The sequence below is a fragment of the Bauldia litoralis genome (assembly GCF_900104485.1).
In the GTDB taxonomy this organism is placed as follows: Bacteria; Pseudomonadota; Alphaproteobacteria; order Rhizobiales; family Kaistiaceae; genus Bauldia; species Bauldia litoralis.
In genome coordinates this window covers 234,538-257,967 of sequence record NZ_FMXQ01000004.1, presented here as the reverse complement: position 1 = coordinate 257,967, position 23,430 = coordinate 234,538, and the positions used below count along the sequence as shown (strand labels likewise).

Here is a 23,430-nt window from a genome sequence, read left to right as displayed (position 1 = left end):
GCGATGGATGCTAGCCTCATAGACCGTCTCGCTCAAGCGAAGGTCCTCGTCATCGGCGATGTCCTGCTCGATCGCTTTGTCGAGGGCACCGTCCGCCGCGTCTCGCCGGAAGCGCCGGTGCCGGTGCTTAATCACACCCGCGAGCGGTCGCTGCTCGGCGGCGCCGGCAACGTCGCCGCCAATCTCCTCGCCTATGGCGCCTCCGTGACCCTTGTCGGGGTCGCGGGCGCCGACAGCGGAGCCGAGGAACTCCGCCGGTTCTGCGACGGTTTCGAACGCCTGACCTGCCGCCTGATCGAGGACGAGAGCCGGCCGACGACGGTCAAGACCCGCTATCTCAGCGGCTGGCACCAGTTGCTCCGGGTCGACGCCGAGGCGGTCGACGATCTTCCGGCCTCCGTCGCCCGGGACCTGCTCGCTGCCGCCCGCGAGGCGCTGCCGGACGCCGACGTGGTGATCCTCTCCGACTATGCCAAGGGCGTCCTCGGCGCCAAGACGATCGCCAGCCTGATCGGCGCGGCGCGGGAGGCCGGGACCCCGGTGATCGCCGATCCCAAGAAGCCGCAGGCCGCCGTCTTTGCCGGGGCGACCCTGGTGACCCCGAATACGCTTGAACTCGAACGCTTCACTGGCCGGCCGGTCGACAGCGACGCGGCAGCGGAAGAGGCCTGCCGCAGCGTGCTGGAAACCTGCGGGCTCGACGCCATCCTCGTCACCCGCGGCCACGCCGGCATGACGCTGGTCGCGCACAACGCCGACGCGCTTCACGTTCGGGCCGAAAACCGCCGGGTCTTCGATGTCACCGGCGCCGGCGACACGGTGGTCGCCACCCTTGCTGCGGCGATGGCGATCGGCGTACCGCTTGCCGACGCGGTGCGTCTCGCCAATGCGGCGGCGGGTGTCGCGGTCGCCAAGCCGGGCACGGCGACCGTTCACCCGCGCGAACTCAAGCAGGCGCTGGGCGTCGAGGCCTCGGCCAACGTGCTCGCCCGCCAGGAAGGGCTCGACCAGGTCGGCCACTGGAAAAGCCAGGGCCTGCTGGTCGGCTTCACCAACGGGTGTTTCGACCTTCTCCACCGGGGCCACCTGCATTCGCTGGAGCAGGCATCGCGCCGCGTCGACCGGCTGGTGGTCGGCATCAACAGCGATGCCTCGGCGAAGCGCCTCAAGGGGCCCGGTCGCCCCGTCCAGGACGCCGAAACCCGGGCCGCGGTCCTTGCGGCGCTGCGGTTCGTCGACCTCGTCGTTCCCTTCGAGGAGGATACGCCGGCGGACCTCATCGGCGCCGTCCTGCCCGATGTCTTGTTCAAGGGCGCGGACTACGCGGAAAACGAAGTGGTCGGCGGCGATGTGGTGAAGGCCAATGGCGGCCGGGTCGAACTGATTCCATTACTGCCCGGGCATTCGACCACGGGAACGGTCGGCCGGATGAAATCCGCAGGATAGCGGCGGCGAACAGAGCGCGAGCGCTATGCGCTGCGCTGCTTCCCCAGTCCCACCGCCTCATGCAGGCGACTGTCGGTCAGGCTGAGCATCGCCGCCATGGCGGCGCCGGCCCGTTCCGGGTCAGCCGCGACAATGCCTTGCTCGATCGCGGCATGAACCTCGAGGGCAACCTCGAGGGTTGGCGCGAGGTTGCCCTGGCCCTTCATGCTCGCTTCCAGCACCGGCGCCAGAATCCGGCTGAGGCTTACGAGGATCGCATTTCCACTGGCCGCGGCCACGGCCATGTGGAATTCGACGTCCGCGTCGACCCAGTTCGACTCGGCCGCGGTCCTACGCATCTCGGACATGGCCGACGAGATTCGCGCCATCTGCGCAGGGCTTCGACGCGCCGCCGCCAGCGCAGCCGACGGCGGCTCTACCAACTGGCGCAACTCGATCAGGTCGATCAGGAACTGAAAGGACAGGTCTTTGGGATTGTGCCAGGCGATAACGTCGTGATCGAGCAGGTTCCAGTTCTCGCGGGCCGTAACCGTCGTTCCGGCACGCCGCCGGGTCGACACAAGTCCCTTGGCGGCAAGGACCTTGAGCGCCTCGCGAACCGCTTGCCGGCTGACCTTGTATTTCAGGGCGAGCTCGGATTCGCGCGGCAGCGTGACGCCTTCGCCGAGGGTCCCGGAAACGATCTGCTCGCCGATCTGGTGGGCGAGTTGGCCATGCAGAGCACCGGAGGGATAAAGCAGGCTTGCATCGGAGGTCTTCCAGACAACGGCAGCGTCGGCGGACACTCTGCCGCGTTCATCGGTCGATACCTCGCCGTTGTACATATCGACGACGTATCTCATCGCCGCCTCCGCCCCGTCGGCGTCATGATTGGCGATTGCCGTCGCGACACGCTCGTGGTCGCCCGCCCACGCCGTGCGTTCAGAGGCTGAGCTCTGAACGGTGGAACTCACCTGAAGAACCGGCTCGACGATCGTGCTCAACCGGTCGATCAGCGCGTTGCCGCTGGCGGCGAAGACCGCGGCATGGAATGCGACATCCGCATCGTGGAAGCGATCGCAATCGTCGACCGCCGCGCGCATCGCCTCTGCAGTCCCCACGATCCGCTCCAGTTGGTCGGGGCTGGCGCGCCGTGCCGCAAGCGCGGCGGTATTCGGTTCAACCAGGGCGCGAAATTCGACAAGGTCACGCAGAAATTCGGGTCTGAGGCCGACAATTGCGTGCCAGGCCAGAACGTCGGGATCGAGGAGATTCCACAGGCTTCGAGGTGATACCCGACTGCCGGCGCGGCGCCGCGTGGTCAGCATGCCCTTGGCCGCCAGGACCTTCAGCGCCTCGCGAACCGCCTGCCTGCTGACCCCATAGGATTGGGCCAGTTCAGCTTCGCGCGGCAACAATGTGCCCTCACGAAGATCGTCCGCTACAATACGGCGACCGACCTCGTGCACCACCTGGCCGTGCAGAGCGACCGAAGGGTAAAGTCCCGGCGGGATCGTATCAATCCTCGAAAACGGCAAGAATTATTGCAAATTCGCAATAAGTATAACATTAGAATACCAGCGGGTCCAGCCTGCCTAATAATTAGGCATCCGGTAGCCGACCGGTTGGATGCGCTGCCGACTCCGCCGACCCAAGAACCTGCTGATCGAAATCGATAATCGATCCCGTCATCATGCCAGACTCGTCGCTGGCCAGATACGCGACAGCGCGGGCGACCTCCTCCGGCTTCAGCAACCGACCGAATGGCTGTGACTGCTCCGCCTTGGCAAGCCAGTCCTTGTCATCGGTATGGTAGCGCATCTGGATCGAATGCTCCCCAGGCGTGTCCATCCATCCGATGTTGAGGCCGTTGACGCGAATGCAATCCGGCATCAGCGAGAAGGCGGCATTCTTGGTCAGCGCCGACAGCGCCGCCTTGGACGCGGAATAGGCGGTGATGAAAGGCTGGCCGCCATGGGCCGACATCGACTGGATATTGACGATCGACCCTTCGATTCCCTCGCGCCGCATGATCTTCGCTGCGTCCTGGATCAGGAAGAACGGTGCCCGGACGTTCAGCGCGAACATCCGGTCGAAGAGTTCCGGGCTCGTGTCGAGGATGGTGCCGCGATCGGTGGTGGCGGCGACATTGACGACGACATCGACGCGGCCGAAGGCCTTGTCCGCACCGGCAATGACCTTGCGGCAATCCTCGACCTTGTTGAGGTCCGCCTTGATGAAGACCACTTTTGCGGCGGTCTTGCCGAGCGATGCGGCGACCGCCTTGCCGAGCTTGGCGTTGCGGCCGCAGATCACGATGCCGGCGGCGCCCCGCGCCGCCAGCAGCCGGGCAACGGTCTCGCCCAGTCCCTGCGTACCGCCCGTCACGACGGCGACCTTGCCGGCGAACTGCTTCTTGAGATTCGTCGTCGTCATGTTCCCCTCCCGCGCCGCGGCGCCTCTCAGGTGATCGGGTAACCCGCCGCAGCAAACGCCGATGTCAGGTGCCGGCGCCCCATCAAGGAATACTCGTATGGCGGGGCCTTGGCCGGATCCTGCTCCGCCTCGACGACCACCCAGCCCTCGTAGCCGATATCGGCCAGGACGCGGGCAAAGGCGTGGAAGTCGATATAGCCGTCGCCCGGCACGGTGAAGACGCCGTCGAGCACGGCCGAAAGGAAGCTCTGGTCCTTCTGGCGCACGGTCTTCAGCACGTCCGGACGCAGGTCCTTGCAATGGACATGGTTGATCCGCCGGCCATGCTTGCGCGTCGTCTCGACGATATCGCCCCCGGCGAAAGCCAGGTGCCCGGTATCGAGGAGCAGGCCGACCGCTTCGCCGGTGTTGGCCATCAGCAGGTCGATCTCCCGCTGGGTCTCGACGATGGTGCCCATGTGGTGGTGGTAGGTCATCGGCACGCCGTAGTCGGCCATCCACTCGGCGAGTTCGGTGAGCTTTCGGCCATAGGCCGGGAAATCCTCGGCCGCCATGCGGGGACGCGACGACAGCGGCGCATCCATGACATTCTGCACCGTTCCGGTGGTCTCCGCATAGACATAGGCTGGCGCACCGAGCGCCTTGTAGGTGTCGATCTGCGCCAGCATCCGTTCACGCTCGGCCTTGACCGAGCGCTTCAGCAATTCGCCGGAAAACCATCCGGAGATCAGCTTCAGTCGGTGCTTCTTGAGGATCGGGCCGAGGACCTTCGGGTCCATCGGGAACTTCACCCCGGTTTCGGTGCCGGTGAAGCCTGCCTTGCGGGTTTCCTTCAGGCAGGTTTCGAGGCTGGTTTCGCCGCCCAGTTCGAGCATGTCGTTGTTCGACCAGGCGATCGGCGCGACGCCGAGATGGACTGGACCCGCCGTCGGCATGGTCAGACCCCCACCCGCTGCTTGCCCTTGCCCTCTTCGTGCTCGGCGCGGGCGGCGCGCACCTCCTTGCGGGTCGAGACTTCCGGCACGCCGGTCTCCCACCAGGCATCGCCAGGCGTCCATTCATGCGACTGGACCTTGACGACGATCACCGACGTCCGGTCCGCCTGCTTGGCCCGGTTGAAGGCCTGCTCGAGTTCGCCGATCGAATGGACTGTCTCGGCCAGCGCCCCCATCGAGGCTGCGTGCTTCTCGAAATCGACCTCGACGAGGTTCTCGATCTTGCAGTCGGCAATGAGGTTGTTGAAGGACTTCGAACCCTTGGCGTTCTGCAGGCGGTTGATGACGGCGAAGCCGCCATTGTCCATGACGACGATGATCAGCTTGTGGCCGGTCAGCACCGTCGAATAGATGTCCGAATTCATCATCAGGTAGGAGCCGTCGCCGATCATCGAGATGATGTCGCGATCCGGATCGGCCATCTTGGCTCCCCAGGCGCCGGCGATCTCGTAGCCCATGCAGGAATAGCCGAACTCGCAGTCGAAGGTGGCCGGGGTCTTGGCCCGCCAGTTCTGGCAGAGCTCGCCAGGCAAGCCGCCGGCGGCGGTCAGCGCCAGGTCGGTCGGGTCGCAGATCCGGTTGATCGCGCCGACCACCTGGGCATAGGTCGGAACCTCGGCATTGGTCGGTCCGGAATTCTTGTCAATCAGGTCGTTCCACGCGCCGTATGCCTTGGCCCCCTTCTTCGACCAGCTGCCTGGCGCCTGCCAGTCGGTCAACGCGTCGGACATCTCCTCGATGCCGACCAGCGCGTCGCCGACCACCGCCAGCGAGCGATGCTTGGCAGCGTCGAAGCGGGCGGCGTTGAGGCCGATGATCTGCGCGCTCTCGGGGAAGAGCGTCCAGGAGGCGGTGACGAAATCCTGGAGCCGGGTGCCGACGGCGAGGATGACATCGGCCTCGCGCGCCAGCGCATTGCCCGAGGTCGAACCGTTGATGCCGACAGGCCCGACATTCATCGGGTGGTCATGGACCAGCGAGGTGCGGCCGTTGATCGTCTCGGCGACCGGGACATTGTGCTTCTCGGCAAAGGCGCCGACCGCGTCATTGGCGAGCGACCAGTGGACGCCGCCGCCGGCGATGATCAGCGGCTTCTTGGCCTTGCGCAGAAGCGACACCGCCTCGCGAATCGAGTCCGCGTCGGGCCGGGCGCGCGGGATGCGGTGAACCGTCTCGGCGAAGAAGGCTTCCGGGTAATCATAGGCCTCGGCCTGTGCGTCCTGGGCAAGGCCGATGAAGGCCGGGCCGCAGGTGGCGGGGTCGAGCATGGTGGCCACCGCCTGGGGCAGCGAGCCGATGATCTGCTCCGGCCGGCTGATGCGATCCCAGTAGCGGACCACCGGCTTGAAGCAGTCGTTGACGCTGATCGTCGGGTCGTCGAAGCGCTCGACCTGCTGGAGCACCGGGTCGGGAATGCGGCTGGCGAAGGTGTCGCCGGCAAGCACCAGCAGCGGCAGGCGGTTAGCCATCGCGACGGCGGCGGCGGTCACCATGTTGGTGGCGCCGGGGCCGATCGACGACAGGGAGACCATGATCTGCCGGCGCTTCTTCATCTTGGTGTAGCCGATCGCCGCCAGCGCCATCGACTGCTCGTTCTGGCCGCGCCAGGTCGGCAGGACGTCGCGCACGGGCTCCAGCGCCTCGCCAAGGCAGGTGACGTTGCCATGGCCGAAGATGGCGAAGACGCCGCCGAACAGCGGGACCTCCTCGTGATCGATGACGATCTTCTGCGCGGTCAGGTAGCGGACCAGGGCCTGGGCCATGGTCAGACGGACGGTTTTCATGAGTCTTCCTCCTCCCCTTCGATCCGGCGCCACGATCGCATGAGGCTTTGGCCATTCCGCGGCTGGGACAGTCGAACTATAATAACAGGGACATTCTACACAATCTCAAAACGGAACGTATGTTCTATTTTGAGATTGTTCGTGATCCACGAGGATCCACGCTCGCTCAGAACGCCACCTGGTAATCGATCCAGCCGCCGCTATGGGATGACTCTAGCGCGGCGGCAATGAACTGCATGGTGCGGGCGCCGTCCTCGACGGTCGGGAAATCGAGGGCGAGGCGATCAGGCTTTTCACCGAGCTTGCGGGCGACGATCGCCTCGGCGGCGTCGGCATAGAGCACGGCGAACGCCTCCTGGTAGCCCTCGGGATGGCCGATGCCAACCCGAGTCGCCCGCGCCGCTTCCGGCTTCAGACCGGGGCCGTCGCGCTCGTAGATCGTCGCCGGTTCGCCGATGCGGGAGCAGGTCAGCTGGTTCGGCGTCTCCTGCGCCCATTCGAGGCTCCCTTTGGCGCAGAAGACGCGGAAGTAGAGCCCATGGACCGCGCCGGCGCCGGCCTGGGTCACCCACATCACGCCCGGCGCGTTGTTCTCGAGGCGAAACAGGATGCCGGCATAGTCGTGGGCCGTGCGTCCCGGAACCACGGAGGTGATGTCGGCGGTCAGCCGCGACAGGTCCTGGCAGGTAACGAAGCGGGCGAGGTGATGGGCGTGGCTGCCGATGTCGCCGAGGATCAGCGACTCGCCGACCCGGGCCGGATCGAAATGCCAGTTGCTCTCCTCGCCGCTTTCGGTCGCGGTCAGCGCCGCGTTGTGGCCCTGGACATACTCGACCTCGATCATCCGCACGTCGCCGAGATCGCCATCGCGGACCATCGCCATCGCCTGGCGGACCAGCGGGAAGCCGGAATAGTTGAAGGTCTGGCAGAAGACCACGCCGGCGTCGCGAACCCGGTGGACGAGATCGTTGGCGTCGCGGAGGTTGGTGGTCAGCGGCTTGTCGCAGATGATGTCGAGACCGTTTTCCAGCGCCTGCAGGCAGAGCGGGTAGTGGCTGTCATTCGGCGTCATGATGGCGACAACGTCGATGCCGTCTTCGCGGGCCTTCTCGCCGTCGAACAGCTCCGTCGCGGTTCCGTAGGCGCGGTCCGGCGCAACGCCGATGGCCTGGCCCTCGCGCCGCGACCGGTCGGGATCGGAGGAGAGCACCGAGGCGACGATCTCGTAATTGTCGTCGAGCCGCGCCGCCGCCCGGTGCACCGGGCCGATGAACGAGCCCGGCCCACCGCCGATCACTCCCAGTCGGAGCCGCCGGCCAAGTTTGGCGATGGTCTTGCTCATCCTTGTTCGCTCCCTCGAATTGAATGCTGCGCGGTCGCCCTAGATCTCCGTCACCGCCAGCCAGCGCTCCTCCCGCGCCGACTGGACGATGGCGTCGACGACCCGCTGGATTTCCCAGGCCTCGCGGAAATCCGGCATGAATGCCTTGCCGCCGGCCAGGGCGGTAATCAGCGCCTTGACCTCGATGGTCTTGATGTCGTTGAAGCCGAGCTGGTGGCCGGGCGCCGGGCAGAACTCCTTGTAGGAGTCGTGCTGCGGCCCGGCCAGGATGGTCTTGAAGCCCTCGCGACCGCCCGGCTGGCCGACCGTATAGAGCTGCAATTCGTTGAAACGCTCGTGATCGACGGCGATCGTGCCCTTCGTGCCAGTGACCTCGAAGGCGAGCATCATCTTGCGGCCGGCGGCCACCCAGGAAGCCTCGAGCGACCCGGTTGCGCCTCCGGCAAAGCGGACCAGCGCCCGCGCCTCGTCATCGACCTCGACGGCGCGCATTTCGCTCGCCCCCGGCCCCGACGGACGCTTGTCGGTCACCGTCCGGATCTGTCCAACCACCGACTCGATCGGCCCAACGACGAAGCGGGCGATCGAGATGATGTGGCTGCCGAGATCGGCCACGACGCCGTGACCGCCGGCGGCGTCGAGCCGCCAGGTGAACGGCGCCTTCGGATCGGTCATGTAGTCCTCGGCATGGATGCCGCGGAAGGACACCACCTCGCCGATCTCGCCGCTGGCGACGATCTCGCGAGCCAGCGCCACCATCGGATTCTTCAGGTAGTTGAAGCCAACCGCCGTCTTGACGCCCTTACGCTCGGCGGCGTCGACCATCCGCTTGGCTTCCAGCGCGTTGGGCGCCAGCGGCTTCTCGCAATAGACCGGCTTGCCGGCTTCGATCGCGGCCAGCGCGATCGGCTTGTGCAGGGTGTTCGGGGTGGTGATGTCGACAAGGTCGACGGCCGGATCGGCAACCAGCGCCTTCCAGTCGCCGGTGGAGCGGTTGAAACCGAGAGCGTCGGCCGCCCTGGCCGCGACCGTCTCGTTGACATCGGCGAGGAGTTCCAGCGTCGGCGCCATCGGCAGGTCGAAGACGCCCGCCGCCGCGCGGAAGGCATGAGCGTGGCTGCGACCCATGAAGCCGCTGCCAACCAGACCAACACCCAGTCTCTTCATGTCGTGAGCACCGAAGGATTGACGACGACAGCGGGATCGAGTTGGCCGTCGATGGCGGCCAGCACGTTGCGGGCCGCATAGACGCTGAGCCGCGCCCCTGCCTCGCGGGTCAGCCCGGCGATATGGGGGCTGAGGATGGCGCGCTCGCAATTCAGCAGCGGGCTGGCGCCGGGCGGCGGCTCGTCGGCAAAGGTATCGATGCCGGCACCGGCCAGTTGCCCCTTCTGCAGCGCAAGCGCCAGGGCATATTCATCGATCAGTCCGCCGCGCGAGGTGTTGATCAGGATGGCATCCGACTTCATCGATCGCAATTCGGCGGCGCCGATCATGTTCTCGGTCTCGGGCAGGCGCGGCGTATGCAGGGAGACGACGTCGACTTCGGCCAGCACGTCACGCCAGTCGTCGGTCTTCTCGACTCCCGCCTCCGCCATCGCTTCAGCGCCGACCGCCGGATCGAAGGCGATGACCCGCATGGAAAAGGCCTTCGCGATCCGCGTCACCGACCGACCGACCCGGCCGAAGCCGATCAGCAGCAGGGTGCGTCCGCCGATATCGAAAGCCGGCATCCGGTTGCGGACATTCCATTCGCCGTTGCGCACGGCGGCATCGTTGGCCGGTCCGCCCTTGGCGATCGACAGGATCAGGTAGAAAACGTGCTCGGCGACGGAATCGGCATTCGCCCCCACCGCCAGCGCCAGCGGGACACCCTTGGCGGTCAGCGCGTCGACCGGGATGTTGTCGTAGCCGACACCATGGCGCGAAACGACGCGCAAACGGTCGGCGACGGCGATCGCCTCTGCCGGCAGGAGCGACGTCCGGATAAGCAGCGCATCGGCGTCCGGCAGGTCGCGCATGAATGTCGCCGCCTCGTTGTCCTCCATCTCGCGGATGGTGACATCCGGCCGGGCTTCGAAAACGGCCATGCCGTCATCGTGGATCTGGCCGGAGAGAAGAACGAGCGGCATTGAGGCGTTTCCGTTCGATTGTGGCCCGCGAAACTAAAAGCCCCGCCCCGTCCTGTCCAGCCGATGCCCGGCCGCCGGATGATGGTGCCCCATCAGTGAAAGCGGTTGTCCACCTCCGATGCCACACGCTGCCGCCAGCGATAGAGCGCGACCGCCGCCCAGATCGCCTCGACGACGCCGAACGGCCACGCGCCCTGCAGGAAGCCGTAGACCGAGGCGAGGACGCAGGCCGCCGCGAAGGCGGCGATGTACCAGGGGCTGCGACCCTCCAATGCGTAGAAGACGAGCATCAGCGTCACCGCCAACAGCCCGAACAGCGTCAGGGAGTCCATCGTCACCGCCGTCGTTTGGCGGCACCCTCAGGCCGCGCCCCAGGGGAAGCTTGCGCGCGGCGGCAGGTCGCCGTCGCCGATCGCCTCGGCGACACGCAGGCCTTCGTTCCATTTGGCCATTCGCTCGGACCGGGTGAAGGAGCCGACCTTGAGCTGCGTCGCCCCCCAGCCGACCGCCAGGTGGACGATCGAGACATCCTCGGTCTCGCCGGAGCGTGCCGACACAACCGCGCCCCAGCCGTCGGCATGCGCCGCGTCCAGCGCAGCCTTCGTCTCGGTCACGGTGCCCGCCTGGTTCGGCTTGACCAGCACCGCGTTGCAGGCGCCGACCGCCTGTCCATGGCGAACCCGGTCGGCATTCGTGACGAGATAGTCGTCGCCGATGATCTGCAGCCCCTTGCCGGCGGCCTTGGTGAAGGCGATCAGACCCGCCTCGTCGTCCTCGGCCAGCGGGTCCTCGATCGAGACGATGGGATAGCGCTCGACCCAGCCGAGCAACAGCGCGACCATCGCGTCGCTGTCGAGGTCGCGCGACTCGCGGGCAAGCCGGTAGCGGCCGTCCTTGCCGAACTCGGACGCCGCGATATCGAGCGAGATGGCGACGTCGTCGCCCGGGAGGTAGCCGGCTTTCTCGATCGCCTCGACCGTCAGGCCGAGCGCCTCCTCGTTGGTGTCGAAGTCCGGCCAGTAGCCGCCCTCGTCGGCGACGCCGGCAAGCTTGCCGCGCTCGGCGAGGATGGCGCCGGCGGCTCGATAGACCTCGGCCGTCATGTCGAGCGAGTCGGCGAAGGTCTTTGCACCGACGGCGATGACCATGAAGTCCTGGACGTCGACGCGACGGGCCGCATGGGCGCCGCCGCCAAAGAGCTGGATCTCGGGAAGCGGCAGCCCGACCTTCCGGTCGCCGGCCAGCGACTTCCAAAGCGGCACGCCCGCGGCGGCTGCCCGCGCGTGGGCTGCGGCCAGCGAAACGGCGATGATGGCGTTCCCGCCAAGGCGCGATTTGTTCGAGGTACCGTCCAGCGATATCAGAATGTTATCGACGGTTTCCTGATCTTCTGAATCAACGCCGTACAGCGCTTCGGCGATCTCGCCATTGACCGCGCCGACCGACATGGTGACGTCGAGGCCGCCGAAAGCGGTGCCGCCATCGCGCCGGTCCACCGCCTCGCCCGAGCCCATCGACGCACCCGCCGGAGCGATGGCCCGGCCCATCGCGCCGCCGGCCAGCGTCACCTCGGCCTCGACCGTCGGCCGGCCGCGCGAGTCCCATACCCGCCGGCCGTGCACCTTCACGATGTCCGTCTTCGTCACCCTGTCTTCTCCTTCGTCCAGGCCTGTCGCACCGCGTCGAGCGTCGCCGGTGCGGATTCAATCAATGGAATGGCGACGCGGCGCACCCGCTCTCGCGTCGCGTCATCCGTCACGTATTCGACCGGCGACTTGCCGTCGATCCGCGCCAGCAGCAGGCCGGGGAGCAGCGAGGCCGCCCGGCTCTCGAGGTCGGCCACCGGCTCCCAGTCAACGCCGGCGCGGTAGGCGTCGCAGAAGGCGTCGAAGGCCGCGAGCAGCGCGCCCCCGGCCTGCGGCGCGGCCAGCGTCTTCAGGAGCAGGTGGTTGACGCAGAAGGCGAGATCGAAGGCCGGGTCGCCATACCAGGCGCACTCGGCGTCGAGGATGACGGGCTCGTTTGTCGGCCCGATCATGATGTTCTTCGGGCTGACGTCGCCATGGACGAGCGCCAACCGTGTCGCGGCGGTACGGTCGGCGAGCGCGTTCAACCGGCCAGCAAGCGCCGGATGGCGGACGCCGGTGGCGCGCAGGTAGGGCTCGAGCCGCAGCGCCTCGAACAGCGGGCCGGTCTGGAAGGCCGCGGCAATCTCGGCGTCGCCCGCCGTGGCGGCATGAATCGCGGCGAGCTTGCCGCCGACATTAGCGGCAAAGGCGCCGTCGACGCGGCCGGCCATCAGTTCGGCCTTCCACAGCCGGTGATCGGCCGGATCGAGGAACTCCATGACGAAGAACATGGCCGCGTCATCGGCGGCAAGGACGGCGGGAGCGACACCCGGAACCCGGGCGGCGGCGGTCGCGTACCACAGCTGCTCGTAGCGATTGCGCTCGACCGGCGCGAACCACTCGTCCTTGACCGCAAGTTGCGCCATGGCGCGCTTGACGCAGAAGGTGCGGTCGCCGGCCGTCACCTTCCAGATGTCGGAGGAGACGCCGCCGGTCAGCCGCTCGGCCTCGACCGGCGCACCGTCGGCGATCAACCCCATGGCGGCGAGGCTGGTGATGATTTCGGCGGGAAGGATCATTCGCTCAGCCCGGAAGAGCGCCGTCGCGCGGCGCGGCGGTCTTATAACCCATGTGGCGGGGATGCCACCTCCCGTTTCGCGATTTCGGCCCTACGGGTGAAAACCGCCATCTGCGTCGGCCCGCCGAGCGTCGGATGCGCACCGATGTCGGTGACGGCGCTGTCATAGCCATGCCGGCCGGCGACGCCCTCCGCCCAGGCGCGGAACTTCGCCCGCCCCCACTCGAAACGGTGATCCGGATGTCGGAGACGGTGGGCTGGAACACCGAGCAGGGCGTTGAACTCGCTGTTCGGGGTGGTGACGATGACGGTCGCCGGTGCGAGGTCGCCGAAGACGGCGCGCGCCACGGTCGACAGGCGATCGGGGTCGATATGCTCGATGACCTCGACGAGGACCGCCGCATCGAAGCCGGCAAGGTCGCTGCCGAGGTCGGTCAGCGAGCCATGGATCAACGCGACCGTGTTCCCCTGCCCGCCCGGCAACCGCACGAGATCGGTCCGCAGCCGCGCAAGCGCCTCGGCCGAAAGGTCTACGCCGACGATCCGCTCGATCGCCGGATCCGTGGCCAGCCGGAAGAGCAGCGCCCCGTCACCGCAGCCGAGATCGAGGATCGTTCTTGCCCGGCAGTCGCGCAGCACGGCGAGGACAGCCGCCAGCCGCTGCTCGTGCAGCCACGAGGTCATCGGCGCGGCTTCCGCATCAGAGCCACATCCTTGGCCGGGATGTCACACCACCAGCCGCGTAGCGCCGCGATCGTCCGCAGCGTCGCCTCGCGATAGAAGACGACGTGGGTCGGGTCGGTCCGATAGTGCCAGGTGGCGAAGCGGTCGTCGTCCGTCTGGAAGCAGGTCATGACGCCAAGCCAGCCGCCGGGGCGAAGCAGGGAATCGAGCCGGTCGAATTCGTCGGCGGGGCGATGGAAATGCTCGGCGACCTCGGTGCAGGTGATGAAGTCGTAGGTTTCTTCGAGGGGGCCGGTGTCGGGCTGGAAGAACGGGTCGTAGAGCGCCATGGCGTGGCCGGCCTCGCTGAGCATCGTGGCAAGCGCCGGCCCCGGCCCGCAGCCATAGTCGAGGCCCGCCTTGTTTGGGCCGAGCTTCGCCAGCAGCGGCTCGGCCAGCCGGGCGAGAAATCGGCGATAGCCCGGGTCGTCCGGGTCATTCTCGTGGAGCAGGTAGTGGGCGCGTTCGTCGTCCGATCCGGGCTGCTGGCGCGGATCGAGGAACCGCGCCTCGCATGCCACGCAACGCCAGTAGTCGCGGCCGTCAACGGTCAGAAAGGGCAGCGGCGCGGCCGCGCGACAGACGGGGCAGGCCGCCGGCGCGGTCACGCGGCGCGGGTTGGCGAACCGCTCGCCGTTCTCGCCAGGTAGACGGTTTGCGTGAAGTCCTTGTCCTGGAGCGGATTGTGAAAGGTCACTTCCTCCGCCCGCGCCTCGGCGAAGGCTCCGGCGAGCCGCGCGGTGAAGGCATCGTCCGGCAGTTCGTTCGACCACAGGCCGAAGACGCCGCCGGGCTTCATGTGGGTAGCGAACCGGGCCAACCCTTGCGGCGTGTAGAAGCCGGCATTGGCGGGATCGAGGAAAAACTCTGGCGAGTGGTCGATGTCGACGAGGATGGCGTCGAACTGGCGCGACGGCGCGTCCGGATCGAAGCCGGCCTCCGAGGCGGCCAGCGCGAAGAAATCGCCGAGGACGAGGCGGCAGCGCGGGTCGCCGGTCAGCTGGGGCCCGAGCGGCAGCAGGCCGCTGACGTGCCAGTCGATGACCGGCTCCAGCGTCTCGATGACGACGAGCGACCCGACCGACAGGGATTCCAGCACGGCGGCGGCGGTGTAGCCGAGGCCGAGTCCGCCGACGACGACGTCAAGACCGGCGCCGGAGAGCTCGGCCAGCCCGAGTTTCGCCAGCGCGATCTCGGAGGCGGTGAACAGGCTCGACATCAGGTGCTCTTCGCCGAGCTTGATTTCGAGGATATCGACGCCGAGCTTCAATTCACGCCGTCGTCGCAGGCTCAGCGCGCCGATCGGCGTCGGCCGGTAGTCGAGCTCTTCGAACAGCAGGCTCACGATGGCCCCTCTCCGTCCGGCGCATCATCGGCTACGTCGCGGATACGCTGGTAAAGGCGGAAGACCGAGGCATCGTCGTCGCGGCCCATGCCGGCCGCCGAGGTCATCAGGAAGGATTGCAGCGCGGTTCCGGCCAACGGCACCGGGATCTTTTCGGACCGGGCGATGTCGAGGACGATGCCGAGATCCTTGACGAAGATGTCGACCGCGCTGCGCGGCGTGTAGTCGTTGTCGAGGATATGCGGCACCCGGTTCTCGAACATCCAGGAATTGCCGGCCGAGGCGGTGATGACCTCGAAGACCTTGGCGGGGTCGAGGTCGTGGGCGTCGGCGAAGGACATCGCCTCGCAGGCGGCGGCGATATGAACGCCGGCCAGGAGCTGGTTGACGATCTTGAGGCCGGCCGCGGTTCCCGGCGCGTCGCCGAGATGGAAGACCTTGGCGGCCATCGCGCCGACCACGGCATCCGCGGCAGCCATTGCCGCCGGGGTGCCCGAGACCAGCACCGTCAATTCTCCGGTCGCGGCCCGCTGGGCGCCGCCGCTGATCGGCGCGTCGAGATAGTGGCGTCCGTCCTTTTCGAGCCGCTCGGCCAGCGACCTTGCGACCGACGGCGCCATCGTGGCCGAGGAGACGAACACCGTGCCCTCGTCCATCGTCGCCGCGCAGCCGCCTTCGCCGAAGAGTACGGCCTCGGTCTGTTCGGCATTGAGCACGACGCAGACGACGGCGGCGGCGCCGGCCGCCGCTTCGCCCGGCGTGGCTGCACCCATTCCACCCTCGGCCACGAAGCGCTCGACCGATTCCTGTCGAACGTCGAAGCCGACGACATCGAAGCCGGCCCGCTTCAACGAAACGGCCATGCCGTAGCCCATCGACCCAAGGCCGATCACTGCCACCCGGCGGCCGGCGTTGGTAGCGTTGTCCGCAGTCATCGGCGATCTCACGGTTGTTGGCCCAGGGCCCGGACTACGAGGGCGGAACGAAGCGCCCCGCTTTGCGAGCAGACAGCGGGGCGCTCTATGACTCTACAACCCGGTCGGTCAGGCTGTCCTGTGCGGCTCCGGGGCCGATGTCAGGCGGCCCCGGAATTCCGGCTCAACGGTTCAACCCGAGCGCGCGATTGACGGCCTCGGTATCGGCGCCCTGGTCAATGAAATCGTCGAAATTCGTCTCGCTGACCCGGATGATGTGATCGGCGATGAAGGGAGCCCCCTCGCGGGCGCCGTCCTCGCGATTCTTGATGGCGCATTCCCATTCGAGCACCGCCCAGCTGTCATAGCCATGCACGGAGAGCTGCGAGAAGATCGCGGCGAAGTCGATGTCGCCATCGCCGAGCGAACGGAAGCGCGCCGCCCGGTCCGGCCAGTCCGAATAGCCGGAATAGACGCCCTGCTTCGGCGTCGAGCGCAATTCGGCATCCTTGACGTGAAACGCCTTGATCCGCTCGTGATAGACGTCGATGAACCCGACATAGTCGAGGTTCTGCAGGCGGAAATGCGAGGGATCGTAGTTGATGCAGCAGCGCGGATGGTCATCGACCAGGGCGAGGAAACGCTCGAAGCTGGTGCCGTCGAAAAGGTCCTCGCTCGGATGGAGTTCGAAGCAGGCATCGACACCAACCTCGTCATGGAGGTCGAGGATCGGCCGCCAGCGCCTGGCGAGTTCCTCGAAGGCGGCTTCGATCAGGCCGGCGGGACGCGGCGGCCAGGGATAGAGGAACGGCCAGGCGAGCGACCCGGAAAAGGTGACATGCGCGTCGAGGCCGAGGTTGCGGCTGGCGCGGGCACCGAGCTTGACCTGCTCGATCGCCCATTCCTGCCGCGCCTTCGGGTTGCCCCGGACTTCCGGCGCGGCAAAGGCGTCGAGCGCGTCGTCATAGGCTGGATTGACCGCCACGCACTGGCCCTGGAGATGCGTCGCGAGTTCGGTGATCTCGACACCGTGTTTCGCGGCGGTCCCCTTCAGCTCGTCGCAATAGGTCTTGCTCTCGGCCGCCTGCTTCAGGTCGATCAGCCGCCCGTCCCAGGCGGCGATCTGGACACCCTTGTAGCCGAGCGAGGCCGCCCATCCACAGATGCCGTCGAAGGTGTTGAACGGCGCTTCATCGCCGACGAACTGGGCGAGAAAGATCGCCGGGCCCTTGATCGTTTTCATGGTCCTCTCCCGTCTGGATTGTTTGCCGTGAACCGGCGGCTCAGGCTTTTTTCCATTGCTTGCGCAGGAAGTCGTGACCGAACTGGTAGACCTCGTCGGTGTGCGGGAAGAAGTCCCGCCATACCCGCGTCGCCTCGGCGATGCCGGGCAGGGCCCGGCCGAAGGCTTCGATCACATACCAGCCGTCATAGCCGCCGTCCTTCAGCGCCTTGAAGGTCTCCGGCCACGGCACGTGTCCCTTGCCGGGCGTACCGCGATCGTTCTCCGACGTGTGGACGTGGTTGATCTGGGCGAGCGTCGGGGCGATCACGCCAACCGGATCCTTCTCCTCGATATTGGCGTGGAACGTGTCGTAGAGGTAGCCGTAGTTCGGCTCGTCGACGCGCTTGACGATCTCGGCGGCGTCGGCGGCCGTGTTCAGCGCATAGCACTCGAAACGGTTGAGCGGCTCGATCGCCATCTTGATCCCGGCCCGGGCGGCGTAGCGCGCAGCCTCCTTGTGCACCTCGACGATGCCGGCGAGTTCCTCCGGCGTCGGCGGATCGCCCGAGAAGACGGCGAGCGGCTGGTAGAACGGCCCGCAGAGCAATTCGCCGCCGGCCGCCTCGAGGCAGTCGATGGCCCACTTGAGATGAGCGAGACCGGCGGCGCGGACCTTGGCGTCGGAGCTGGTGCAGTCGTGCTCCTTGTCCGGGATCACGCAGACCGCGGTGGCGCGCAGACCGAGATTCTTCAACTCTCGGCCGACATGGGCGTATTCCTCGGGCGTCCCGCCGAAGATCGGCAGCTCCGCCCCGTCGTAACCGGCGGCCTTGAGCTTCTCGAGCAGCGGGAAGTGCTCTTCCGTGAGCTGGCTGGCCCACAGCAGCATGTTGAATCCAAGCAGCATTCTCGTTCCCCCTTTTTCCGTTCTTTTCCCGAAGTCTATGGATTTGGCGCGCCGCGACTAGCCCCGGCGGGTTGCAAGATGTTCGCCGTTGACCAGGTTCCGCAACCTGCCGTCGCGGAGATACAGCATCGCCGTCTCGACCGCGAGGCGTCGCGCATCCGCCGCACTCTCGGGGCTGGACCAGGCCGAATGCGGCGTCAGGATCAACCGACCGTCGAGGCGACTGCCCTCGAGATTGCCATAGGCGGCGACGATGGCGTCGTCCGGCCGCGGCGGCTCGACCGGCAGGACGTCGATGCCCGCGCCGCCGATGCTACCTGCTTCGATAGCGGCGACCAGCGCCGGCACGTCGACGATGCCGCCCCGCGCCGTATTGATCAGGATGGCGTCGTCCTTCATCGCCTCGAACTGCGGCGCGCCGAGCATGTTGCGGGTTTCGTCGGTCAGCGGGCAGTGAATGCTGACGACGTCGCTCTCGGCGAGAAGCGCTTCAAGCGAGGCGACGCGCCGGACGCCGGTGGCGATCTCGATACCGGCGACCGCATAGGGATCGTAGGCGATCACCTCCATGCCGAAGGCCTTGGCGCGAAGCGCGGCGGCTATGCCGATCCGGCCGAGGCCGACGACGCCGAAGACACGGCCGCGCATCCGACGCACAAGCGGCGTATGGCCGGCATCGAAACGGGTGACGAAGTTGCCGACCGGATCGCTGGTAAGCTCCTTGTGATAGGTAAGCAGCGCCCGTCCCAGCGCCAGCATCAGCGCGATGGCATGGTCGGCAACCTCGCTGGTGCCATAGTCCGGCGTATTGCAGACCGGGATGCCGGCGGCGCCGGTCGCTCGAAGGTCGATGTGGTCGAAGCCGACGCCGGCGCGCACGACGATGCGGCATCTGGGGATCAACTGGACGAACGCATCGTCGATCGCCATCTCGTGCCAGATGACGATGCCGTCGGCCGCCGCGAGCAGATCGCGCGGAAGCTTGTCCGCCGTGCGTTCCCGGAAGATGTCGAAGACCACGTCCGCACCGGCGGTCCGGCGCTCGATCGTCCCATCGTCGGCATACTGGGCGTCGGGGGTGAAGAGACGAAGGCTTGCGGGCATCTTTTTGGCTCCGGATTGTTGTTTCAGACGGTTTGGCACGGCACGGGAATCATGTCGCGCAGGAACGTCGCGCGATCGTGTCGTTTACACAACGCCGGGCGGCGATCCTTGTGGTAATGAGGTCCGCCGTCGCGTAGCGGGGAACAATCGCAAAGACGCTCCGGGTGAGCGCATGACTCGAGACAGGGAGGAACATCATGGATCCATTTCAACGGCGCAAGCTCGGGCGTTCCGACGTCATGGTGCCGCAGTTCGGCTTTGGCGGCGCGCCGCTCGGCGAGTTGTTCACCAAGGTCAGCGAAGCGGATTCGGAGGCGACCCTGTCGGCCGCTTGGGATGCCGGTGTCCGCTATTACGACACGGCGCCATGGTATGGCCGCGGCCAGAGCGAGCATCGCATCGGCCGAGCGCTTTACCATCGCCCGCGCAGCGAGGTGGTCCTGTCGACCAAGGTCGGCCGCATCCTCAAGGCACCGGCCAATCCGGAGACCTTCGACACCGGCATGTGGGCCGGCGGCCTGCCCTTCGATATCGAGTGGAACTACAGCTATGACGGCATCATGCGGGCCTACGAGGACAGCCTCCAGCGCCTCGGCATGACACGCATCGACATCCTGATCATCCACGATCTCGACTGGTGGCATCACAAGACCGACGCCAAGGTGAATGCCTATCTCTCGCAGCTCGGCTCCAGCGGCTTCCGGGCGCTGGAAGAGTTGAAGAGGCATGGCCTGATCGGCGCGATCGGCGCCGGCGTCAACGAGTTGCGGACGATCCCGGCCTTCCTCGACATGGTCGATCTCGACTTCTTCATGCTGGCGCTGCGCTACACGCTTGGCGAGCAGGATACGCTCGATGAGGAACTCCCGGCCTGCGCCGAGCGCGGAGTCGGCTTCATCGTTGCCGGCGTCTTCTCCTCGGGCATCTACGCGACCGGGCCGGTGCCCGGCGCCAAGTACAATTACGAGGATGCGACGCCCGATCAGCTCGAGCGGGCGCGCCGGATCGAGGCGGTCTGCAAGAGCTACGACGTGCCGCTCGCTTCGGCCGCGATGCAGTTCCCGCTGCATCATCCGCTGGCCGCGGCGATCATTCCGGGCGCCTTCAAGCCGGAACACGTCACCAGCAACCTCGCTCTCTTCCGCCATGAGATACCGGATGCGTTGTGGTCCGACCTCAAGAGCGAGGGCCTGATCCGGCAGGACGCGCCGACGCCCTGATCCGCACCGTCGACCGGTCCCGCCTCAGGCGGGACCGATGTTGAGCAGGCTGCGCCCCCAGACGCTTGCTGCCAAGGTTCAACCAGGAATAGCGGGGCTCGAAATCCGGCGGTAAGCTGCCGCTTCGGCAGTTGTCCGTCTGGGAGGGCGCCCGTGAACCTGGCAGAAGTTTTTGGATATGTGGCGTCGGCGTTGGTGCTTGCCACCTTCACGATGCGGACAATGATCCCGCTGCGGCTTCTCGGCATCGCCAGCAACATCGCGTTCATTGCCTACGGCTATGCCGACGACATCCTGCCGGTGCTGCTGCTCCACACCATCCTGCTGCCGCTGAACATCTACCGACTCGCCGAGATGTACAGGCTGGTCAGGGAGGTTCGGAACGCAGAGGCCGGAGACAACGACATGCGGTGGCTGCTGCCATTCATGACGCCGGTGTCCCTCCCGGCCGGCGCGACCCTGTTCGCCATGGGCGAGGCGGCCGACCACATGTACCTGCTGACGAAGGGGCGCATCCGCATCGAGGAACTCGACGTCGAAGTGAACTCCGGCGCGATGCTAGGGGAAATCGGCGTGTTCTCGCCGCACGGAACGCGGATGGCGACGGCGACCTGCATCGACGAATGCCGACTCCAGCGGATCAGCCGGGACAAGGTGCGGGAGCTTGTCTTCCAGGATCCGCGCATCGCCTTCAACCTGATCGGTGTGGTGACCGGCCGGTTGATCGAGGACCTTCGCATCGCGGAGGCACGCGCCGATCGCCCGGAACCGCGCCCGGCGCAGTGACTCAGGCGTCGAAAAGACCGCGCAGTTGATCGTAGATCCCCGGCGTCGCGACCAGGATCTCGTTGCCCTCTGCAACCACGTCCGGCGTCATGAAGTCGCTGAGCCGCCCGCCGGCTTCCGCGACGATGATCAGGCCGCCGGCAACGTCCCAAAGGTTGATGTGGCGCTCGAAGTAGCCGTCGAGACGGCCGGCCGCCGTATAGGCGAGGCCGAGCGCGCCGGAGCCGAGGCGCAGGTATTCGCATCCGGCATCCAGTAGCGCGTGGATGTCGCCGGGATGCGGCGCCACCGGAGTGCGGTAGCTGAAGCCGATCCCGACCCGGGCCTTCCTGAGATCCGTCTCACCGGTGACGCCGATCGGCGCGCCGTTGAGTGTGGCGCCGCCACCGGCAACCCCGGCGAAGAGTTCGTCGGCGACCGGATCGTAGAGCACGCCGCAGAGCGCCCGACCGTCCTCGATCAAGCCGATCGACACGCACCAGTGCGGAATGCCGCGCACGAAATTGGCCGTCCCGTCGATCGGGTCGACCACCCACATCGCCGATCCGGTTCCCCGCAATCCGCCCTCTTCGCCGAGGAAGGAATCGGCGGGGAACGCTTCCGACAGGCGGGCAAAGATCAGGTCCTCGCATTCGCGATCGGCCTGGCTGACCATGTCCTGGAGGCCCTTGCTGTCGATCCGCAAATCACCCCGGCGGCGGAAATAGTCGAGCGCCAGCGCCCCGGCCTCGCGCACCACGGTGGCGGCGACACGCGCACGCTGTTCAAGCTGATCGGAATCCACGGGCGAACCTCGGCGGGGTTGGGGGGACTATCGTCGGCGTTTCATCACTCCCCCGTGCCCGAGTCAACGCGGGTGTCCACAGGCCCGCCGCGAAAACGTTGCCGGCTAAGGTGGATTAGGAATAGCATCGTGCGAGATGCCGCCGAACGCCGATCAATGAGCGTTCCATCAAACTGTAACAAAGCGGCGCTAGCCACAGCGGGAACCGTTCGCAACGGCGGATGGCGATTCCCACGGCACAAGGGAGATGAAGGATGAACAGGATACTCGTAGCGCTTGCCGGTGCGACGCTGCTGGCGACGCCCGTACTTGCGGAAGACGTGACGCTCGAACTCTGGTCGCGGCAGGACACGTCCGGTCCGTTGCGCCCCGGCAATGTCGTCAAGGCCGCCGAACGCCTCAACGCCGAACTCGAAGCCGAAGGCTCGGACAAGCGGGTCATTGTCGAGGTTCGCGAAAGCCCGGCGCCGGGCTTCGACGAGGATGCGCTGCAGCTCCTGCGCGTCTTCGGCATCGGCGAAGGCCCGGACATGTTCATCCAGGCCCATGAGTGGATCTGCGCCTTCCAGCAGGATGGCTTCGTCCTGAAGCTCGACGACTACCTCGCCAAGTATCCGGAGCATTTCGGCACGATCTTCCCGTCGCTGTGGGAATCCGGCAAATGCCCGGACGGCACCTACGCCATTCCGCAGGACGCCGAAGCGCGCATGTTCTTCTACAACAAGAAGCTGCTGCGCGAGGCCGGCTACGACGATGCCTTCATCGAGGCGATGCCGGAGCGCACGATGTCGGGCGACCTGACGATGGACGAGGTTGTCGAGATCGCCAAGTCGGTCGTCGACAAGACCGACGCCGAATACGGCATCCTGCACCGGCCGTCGAAGGGCCCGGATTACCTGATGGTCTTCCAGACCTACGGCAATGACTTCGTCGACCCGGCGACCGGCGAGTTGCTGCTCGAGCGCGACAAGCTGGCCGAGGCCTTCGGCTGGTTCGAGAAGGCTGTCGCCGACGGCGTCATTCCCGCCAACAACACCTCGATGGAGTGGGATGCGATCCGCGCCGAATTCTATGCCGAGGACAATGCCGCCTTCTGGATGTACGGCATCTGGGATCTCGGCAGCCGCGCCTTCCCGACCTACGGCCTGCCGGAGGACGAGGAAGCCTTCTTCAAGGACTGGGGCTGGATCGCCATGCCGGCCGCGGCCAAGGGCGGCAAGCCGTCGAGCCTCACCCACCCCGTGATCTACGCGATCGCTGCCGACACCGCGGAGCCTGAACTCGCCGTTCGCCTCCTCGGCCATGCCTCGGCGGTCGACCTCAACACCGATCACGCCGTCACCACGACGCATCTCGGCATCAAGCCCGAGCAGCTCGACGACCCGCGCTACGCCGCCGCATGGCCGCTGGCCCGGGCGACGGAACTGCTCGAGGTGACCAAGTTCCTGCCCAACAACCCGCAGTTCGGCGACCTGAACGGCATCATCTACACGGCGATGCAGGGCGTCGAGACCGGGCGGCTGAGCGCCGAGGAAGCGGCCGACTTCGTCATCGACGAAGCCGAAGCGACCCTCGACAACGTCATGGTCAAATAGCGCCCGGCAGGCGCGAGAGACATCGGCCGGGGCCCGCGGATACGGGCCCCGGCCGGATACCGGAAAG

General features: G+C 66.7%; 22 protein-coding genes. 4 read left to right on the top strand and 18 right to left on the bottom strand.

Features of this window, described 5'->3' with window-relative positions; translation table 11 throughout:
- Nucleotides 1-3: 3 nt before the first annotated feature.
- Entirely contained in the window at nucleotides 4-1,446 is a 1,443-nt protein-coding gene (gene rfaE1, locus BLT60_RS11445) for a D-glycero-beta-D-manno-heptose-7-phosphate kinase (protein WP_090876577.1), read from the top strand.
- A gap of 23 nt (nucleotides 1,447-1,469) precedes the next feature.
- Here rfaE1 and BLT60_RS11440 read toward each other — a convergent pair whose 3' ends face one another.
- From BLT60_RS11440 to BLT60_RS11360, 17 genes are all read right to left on the bottom strand, one after another.
- A complete protein-coding gene (locus BLT60_RS11440; RefSeq protein ID WP_175478391.1) occupies nucleotides 1,470-2,894 on the bottom strand; it encodes a FadR/GntR family transcriptional regulator in 1,425 nt (474 codons plus the stop codon).
- 133 nt (nucleotides 2,895-3,027) lie between these two features.
- The gene (locus tag BLT60_RS11435; protein ID WP_090876575.1) at nucleotides 3,028-3,861 is read right to left on the bottom strand and encodes an SDR family oxidoreductase; all 834 of its coding nucleotides are present in this window, start codon (nucleotides 3,859-3,861) and stop codon (nucleotides 3,028-3,030) included.
- A gap of 26 nt (nucleotides 3,862-3,887) precedes the next feature.
- Complete coding sequence (iolE, locus tag BLT60_RS11430; protein ID WP_090876574.1) at nucleotides 3,888-4,796, bottom strand: myo-inosose-2 dehydratase; 909 nt, start codon at nucleotides 4,794-4,796, stop codon at nucleotides 3,888-3,890.
- 2 nt (nucleotides 4,797-4,798) lie between these two features.
- Entirely contained in the window at nucleotides 4,799-6,640 is a 1,842-nt protein-coding gene (gene iolD, locus BLT60_RS11425) for a 3D-(3,5/4)-trihydroxycyclohexane-1,2-dione acylhydrolase (decyclizing) (RefSeq protein ID WP_090876573.1), read from the bottom strand.
- Nucleotides 6,641-6,806: 166 nt separating this feature from the next.
- Nucleotides 6,807-7,982 (bottom strand): Gfo/Idh/MocA family protein, encoded by a 1,176-nt coding sequence (locus tag BLT60_RS11420; protein ID WP_090876572.1) that lies wholly within the window; start codon nucleotides 7,980-7,982, stop codon nucleotides 6,807-6,809.
- A gap of 39 nt (nucleotides 7,983-8,021) precedes the next feature.
- The gene (locus BLT60_RS11415) at nucleotides 8,022-9,149 is read right to left on the bottom strand and encodes a Gfo/Idh/MocA family protein (RefSeq protein ID WP_090876571.1); all 1,128 of its coding nucleotides are present in this window, start codon (nucleotides 9,147-9,149) and stop codon (nucleotides 8,022-8,024) included.
- Nucleotides 9,146-10,114, bottom strand: coding sequence for a hydroxyacid dehydrogenase (locus BLT60_RS11410; RefSeq protein WP_090876570.1), 969 nt, complete (start codon nucleotides 10,112-10,114; stop codon nucleotides 9,146-9,148). Before BLT60_RS11410 ends, BLT60_RS11415 begins: the two co-directional genes overlap by 4 nt.
- 92 nt (nucleotides 10,115-10,206) lie before the next feature.
- A complete protein-coding gene (locus BLT60_RS11405) occupies nucleotides 10,207-10,446 on the bottom strand; it encodes a hypothetical protein (RefSeq protein ID WP_090876569.1) in 240 nt (79 codons plus the stop codon).
- A 27-nt stretch (nucleotides 10,447-10,473) separates the two neighbouring features.
- The gene (gene eno, locus BLT60_RS11400) at nucleotides 10,474-11,760 is read right to left on the bottom strand and encodes a phosphopyruvate hydratase (protein ID WP_090876568.1); all 1,287 of its coding nucleotides are present in this window, start codon (nucleotides 11,758-11,760) and stop codon (nucleotides 10,474-10,476) included.
- Nucleotides 11,757-12,761, bottom strand: a complete 1,005-nt coding sequence (locus BLT60_RS11395) for a phosphotransferase family protein (RefSeq protein ID WP_090876567.1) — start codon at nucleotides 12,759-12,761, stop codon at nucleotides 11,757-11,759. Before BLT60_RS11395 ends, eno begins: the two co-directional genes overlap by 4 nt.
- A gap of 41 nt (nucleotides 12,762-12,802) precedes the next feature.
- Nucleotides 12,803-13,444, bottom strand: a complete 642-nt coding sequence (locus BLT60_RS11390) for a methyltransferase domain-containing protein (protein ID WP_090876566.1) — start codon at nucleotides 13,442-13,444, stop codon at nucleotides 12,803-12,805.
- Nucleotides 13,441-14,091: a class I SAM-dependent methyltransferase gene (locus tag BLT60_RS11385; protein WP_210185596.1), complete on the bottom strand. Its 651-nt coding sequence runs from the start codon at nucleotides 14,089-14,091 to the stop codon at nucleotides 13,441-13,443. Before BLT60_RS11385 ends, BLT60_RS11390 begins: the two co-directional genes overlap by 4 nt.
- Nucleotides 14,088-14,828, bottom strand: coding sequence for a polyamine aminopropyltransferase (locus BLT60_RS11380; RefSeq protein WP_090876565.1), 741 nt, complete (start codon nucleotides 14,826-14,828; stop codon nucleotides 14,088-14,090). The genes BLT60_RS11385 and BLT60_RS11380 overlap by 4 nt, the downstream gene beginning before the upstream one ends.
- Entirely contained in the window at nucleotides 14,825-15,763 is a 939-nt protein-coding gene (gene ltnD, locus BLT60_RS11375; protein WP_090876564.1) for an L-threonate dehydrogenase, read from the bottom strand. The genes BLT60_RS11380 and ltnD overlap by 4 nt, the downstream gene beginning before the upstream one ends.
- Nucleotides 15,764-15,926: 163 nt before the next feature.
- Nucleotides 15,927-16,985: a sugar phosphate isomerase/epimerase family protein gene (locus tag BLT60_RS11370; protein WP_090876563.1), complete on the bottom strand. Its 1,059-nt coding sequence runs from the start codon at nucleotides 16,983-16,985 to the stop codon at nucleotides 15,927-15,929.
- 40 nt (nucleotides 16,986-17,025) lie between these two features.
- Nucleotides 17,026-17,874: a sugar phosphate isomerase/epimerase family protein gene (locus tag BLT60_RS11365; protein ID WP_090876562.1), complete on the bottom strand. Its 849-nt coding sequence runs from the start codon at nucleotides 17,872-17,874 to the stop codon at nucleotides 17,026-17,028.
- 57 nt (nucleotides 17,875-17,931) lie between these two features.
- On the bottom strand, nucleotides 17,932-18,978 hold the full coding sequence (locus BLT60_RS11360; protein WP_090876561.1) for a C-terminal binding protein: 1,047 nt from the start codon (nucleotides 18,976-18,978) through the stop codon (nucleotides 17,932-17,934).
- Nucleotides 18,979-19,175: 197 nt separating this feature from the next.
- Here BLT60_RS11360 and BLT60_RS11355 point away from each other — a divergent pair, with 197 nt between their 5' ends.
- Both BLT60_RS11355 and BLT60_RS11350 read left to right on the top strand, forming a co-directional pair.
- A complete protein-coding gene (locus BLT60_RS11355; protein ID WP_090876560.1) occupies nucleotides 19,176-20,198 on the top strand; it encodes an aldo/keto reductase in 1,023 nt (340 codons plus the stop codon).
- Between the two features lie 153 nt (nucleotides 20,199-20,351).
- Nucleotides 20,352-20,984: a Crp/Fnr family transcriptional regulator gene (locus tag BLT60_RS11350; RefSeq protein ID WP_139167805.1), complete on the top strand. Its 633-nt coding sequence runs from the start codon at nucleotides 20,352-20,354 to the stop codon at nucleotides 20,982-20,984.
- 1 nt (nucleotide 20,985) lies between these two features.
- Here the strand turns inward: BLT60_RS11350 and BLT60_RS11345 are convergent, their stop codons facing one another.
- The gene (locus BLT60_RS11345) at nucleotides 20,986-21,768 is read right to left on the bottom strand and encodes an inositol monophosphatase family protein (RefSeq protein ID WP_090876558.1); all 783 of its coding nucleotides are present in this window, start codon (nucleotides 21,766-21,768) and stop codon (nucleotides 20,986-20,988) included.
- Nucleotides 21,769-22,022: 254 nt separating this feature from the next.
- On the opposite strand from BLT60_RS11345, the gene BLT60_RS11340 reads away from it, so the two are divergent.
- Entirely contained in the window at nucleotides 22,023-23,363 is a 1,341-nt protein-coding gene (locus BLT60_RS11340) for an ABC transporter substrate-binding protein (protein ID WP_090876557.1), read from the top strand.
- Nucleotides 23,364-23,430 lie beyond the last annotated feature (67 nt).

Coding starts and splice junctions, on each gene's coding strand:
- BLT60_RS11370 (WP_090876563.1), bottom strand. CDS start 16,985: ATGAAAACGATCAAGGGCCCGGCGATCTTTCTCGCCCAGTTCGTCGGC.
- BLT60_RS11360 (WP_090876561.1), bottom strand. CDS start 18,978: ATGCCCGCAAGCCTTCGTCTCTTCACCCCCGACGCCCAGTATGCCGAC.
- BLT60_RS11410 (WP_090876570.1), bottom strand. CDS start 10,114: ATGCCGCTCGTTCTTCTCTCCGGCCAGATCCACGATGACGGCATGGCC.
- rfaE1 (WP_090876577.1), top strand. CDS start 4: ATGGATGCTAGCCTCATAGACCGTCTCGCTCAAGCGAAGGTCCTCGTC.
- BLT60_RS11355 (WP_090876560.1), top strand. CDS start 19,176: ATGGATCCATTTCAACGGCGCAAGCTCGGGCGTTCCGACGTCATGGTG.
- iolE (WP_090876574.1), bottom strand. CDS start 4,796: ATGCCGACGGCGGGTCCAGTCCATCTCGGCGTCGCGCCGATCGCCTGG.
- BLT60_RS11420 (WP_090876572.1), bottom strand. CDS start 7,982: ATGAGCAAGACCATCGCCAAACTTGGCCGGCGGCTCCGACTGGGAGTG.
- ltnD (WP_090876564.1), bottom strand. CDS start 15,763: ATGACTGCGGACAACGCTACCAACGCCGGCCGCCGGGTGGCAGTGATC.
- iolD (WP_090876573.1), bottom strand. CDS start 6,640: ATGAAAACCGTCCGTCTGACCATGGCCCAGGCCCTGGTCCGCTACCTG.
- BLT60_RS11365 (WP_090876562.1), bottom strand. CDS start 17,874: ATGCTGCTTGGATTCAACATGCTGCTGTGGGCCAGCCAGCTCACGGAA.
- BLT60_RS11405 (WP_090876569.1), bottom strand. CDS start 10,446: ATGGACTCCCTGACGCTGTTCGGGCTGTTGGCGGTGACGCTGATGCTC.
- BLT60_RS11415 (WP_090876571.1), bottom strand. CDS start 9,149: ATGAAGAGACTGGGTGTTGGTCTGGTTGGCAGCGGCTTCATGGGTCGC.
- BLT60_RS11340 (WP_090876557.1), top strand. CDS start 22,023: ATGAACAGGATACTCGTAGCGCTTGCCGGTGCGACGCTGCTGGCGACG.
- BLT60_RS11395 (WP_090876567.1), bottom strand. CDS start 12,761: ATGATCCTTCCCGCCGAAATCATCACCAGCCTCGCCGCCATGGGGTTG.
- BLT60_RS11390 (WP_090876566.1), bottom strand. CDS start 13,444: ATGACCTCGTGGCTGCACGAGCAGCGGCTGGCGGCTGTCCTCGCCGTG.
- BLT60_RS11435 (WP_090876575.1), bottom strand. CDS start 3,861: ATGACGACGACGAATCTCAAGAAGCAGTTCGCCGGCAAGGTCGCCGTC.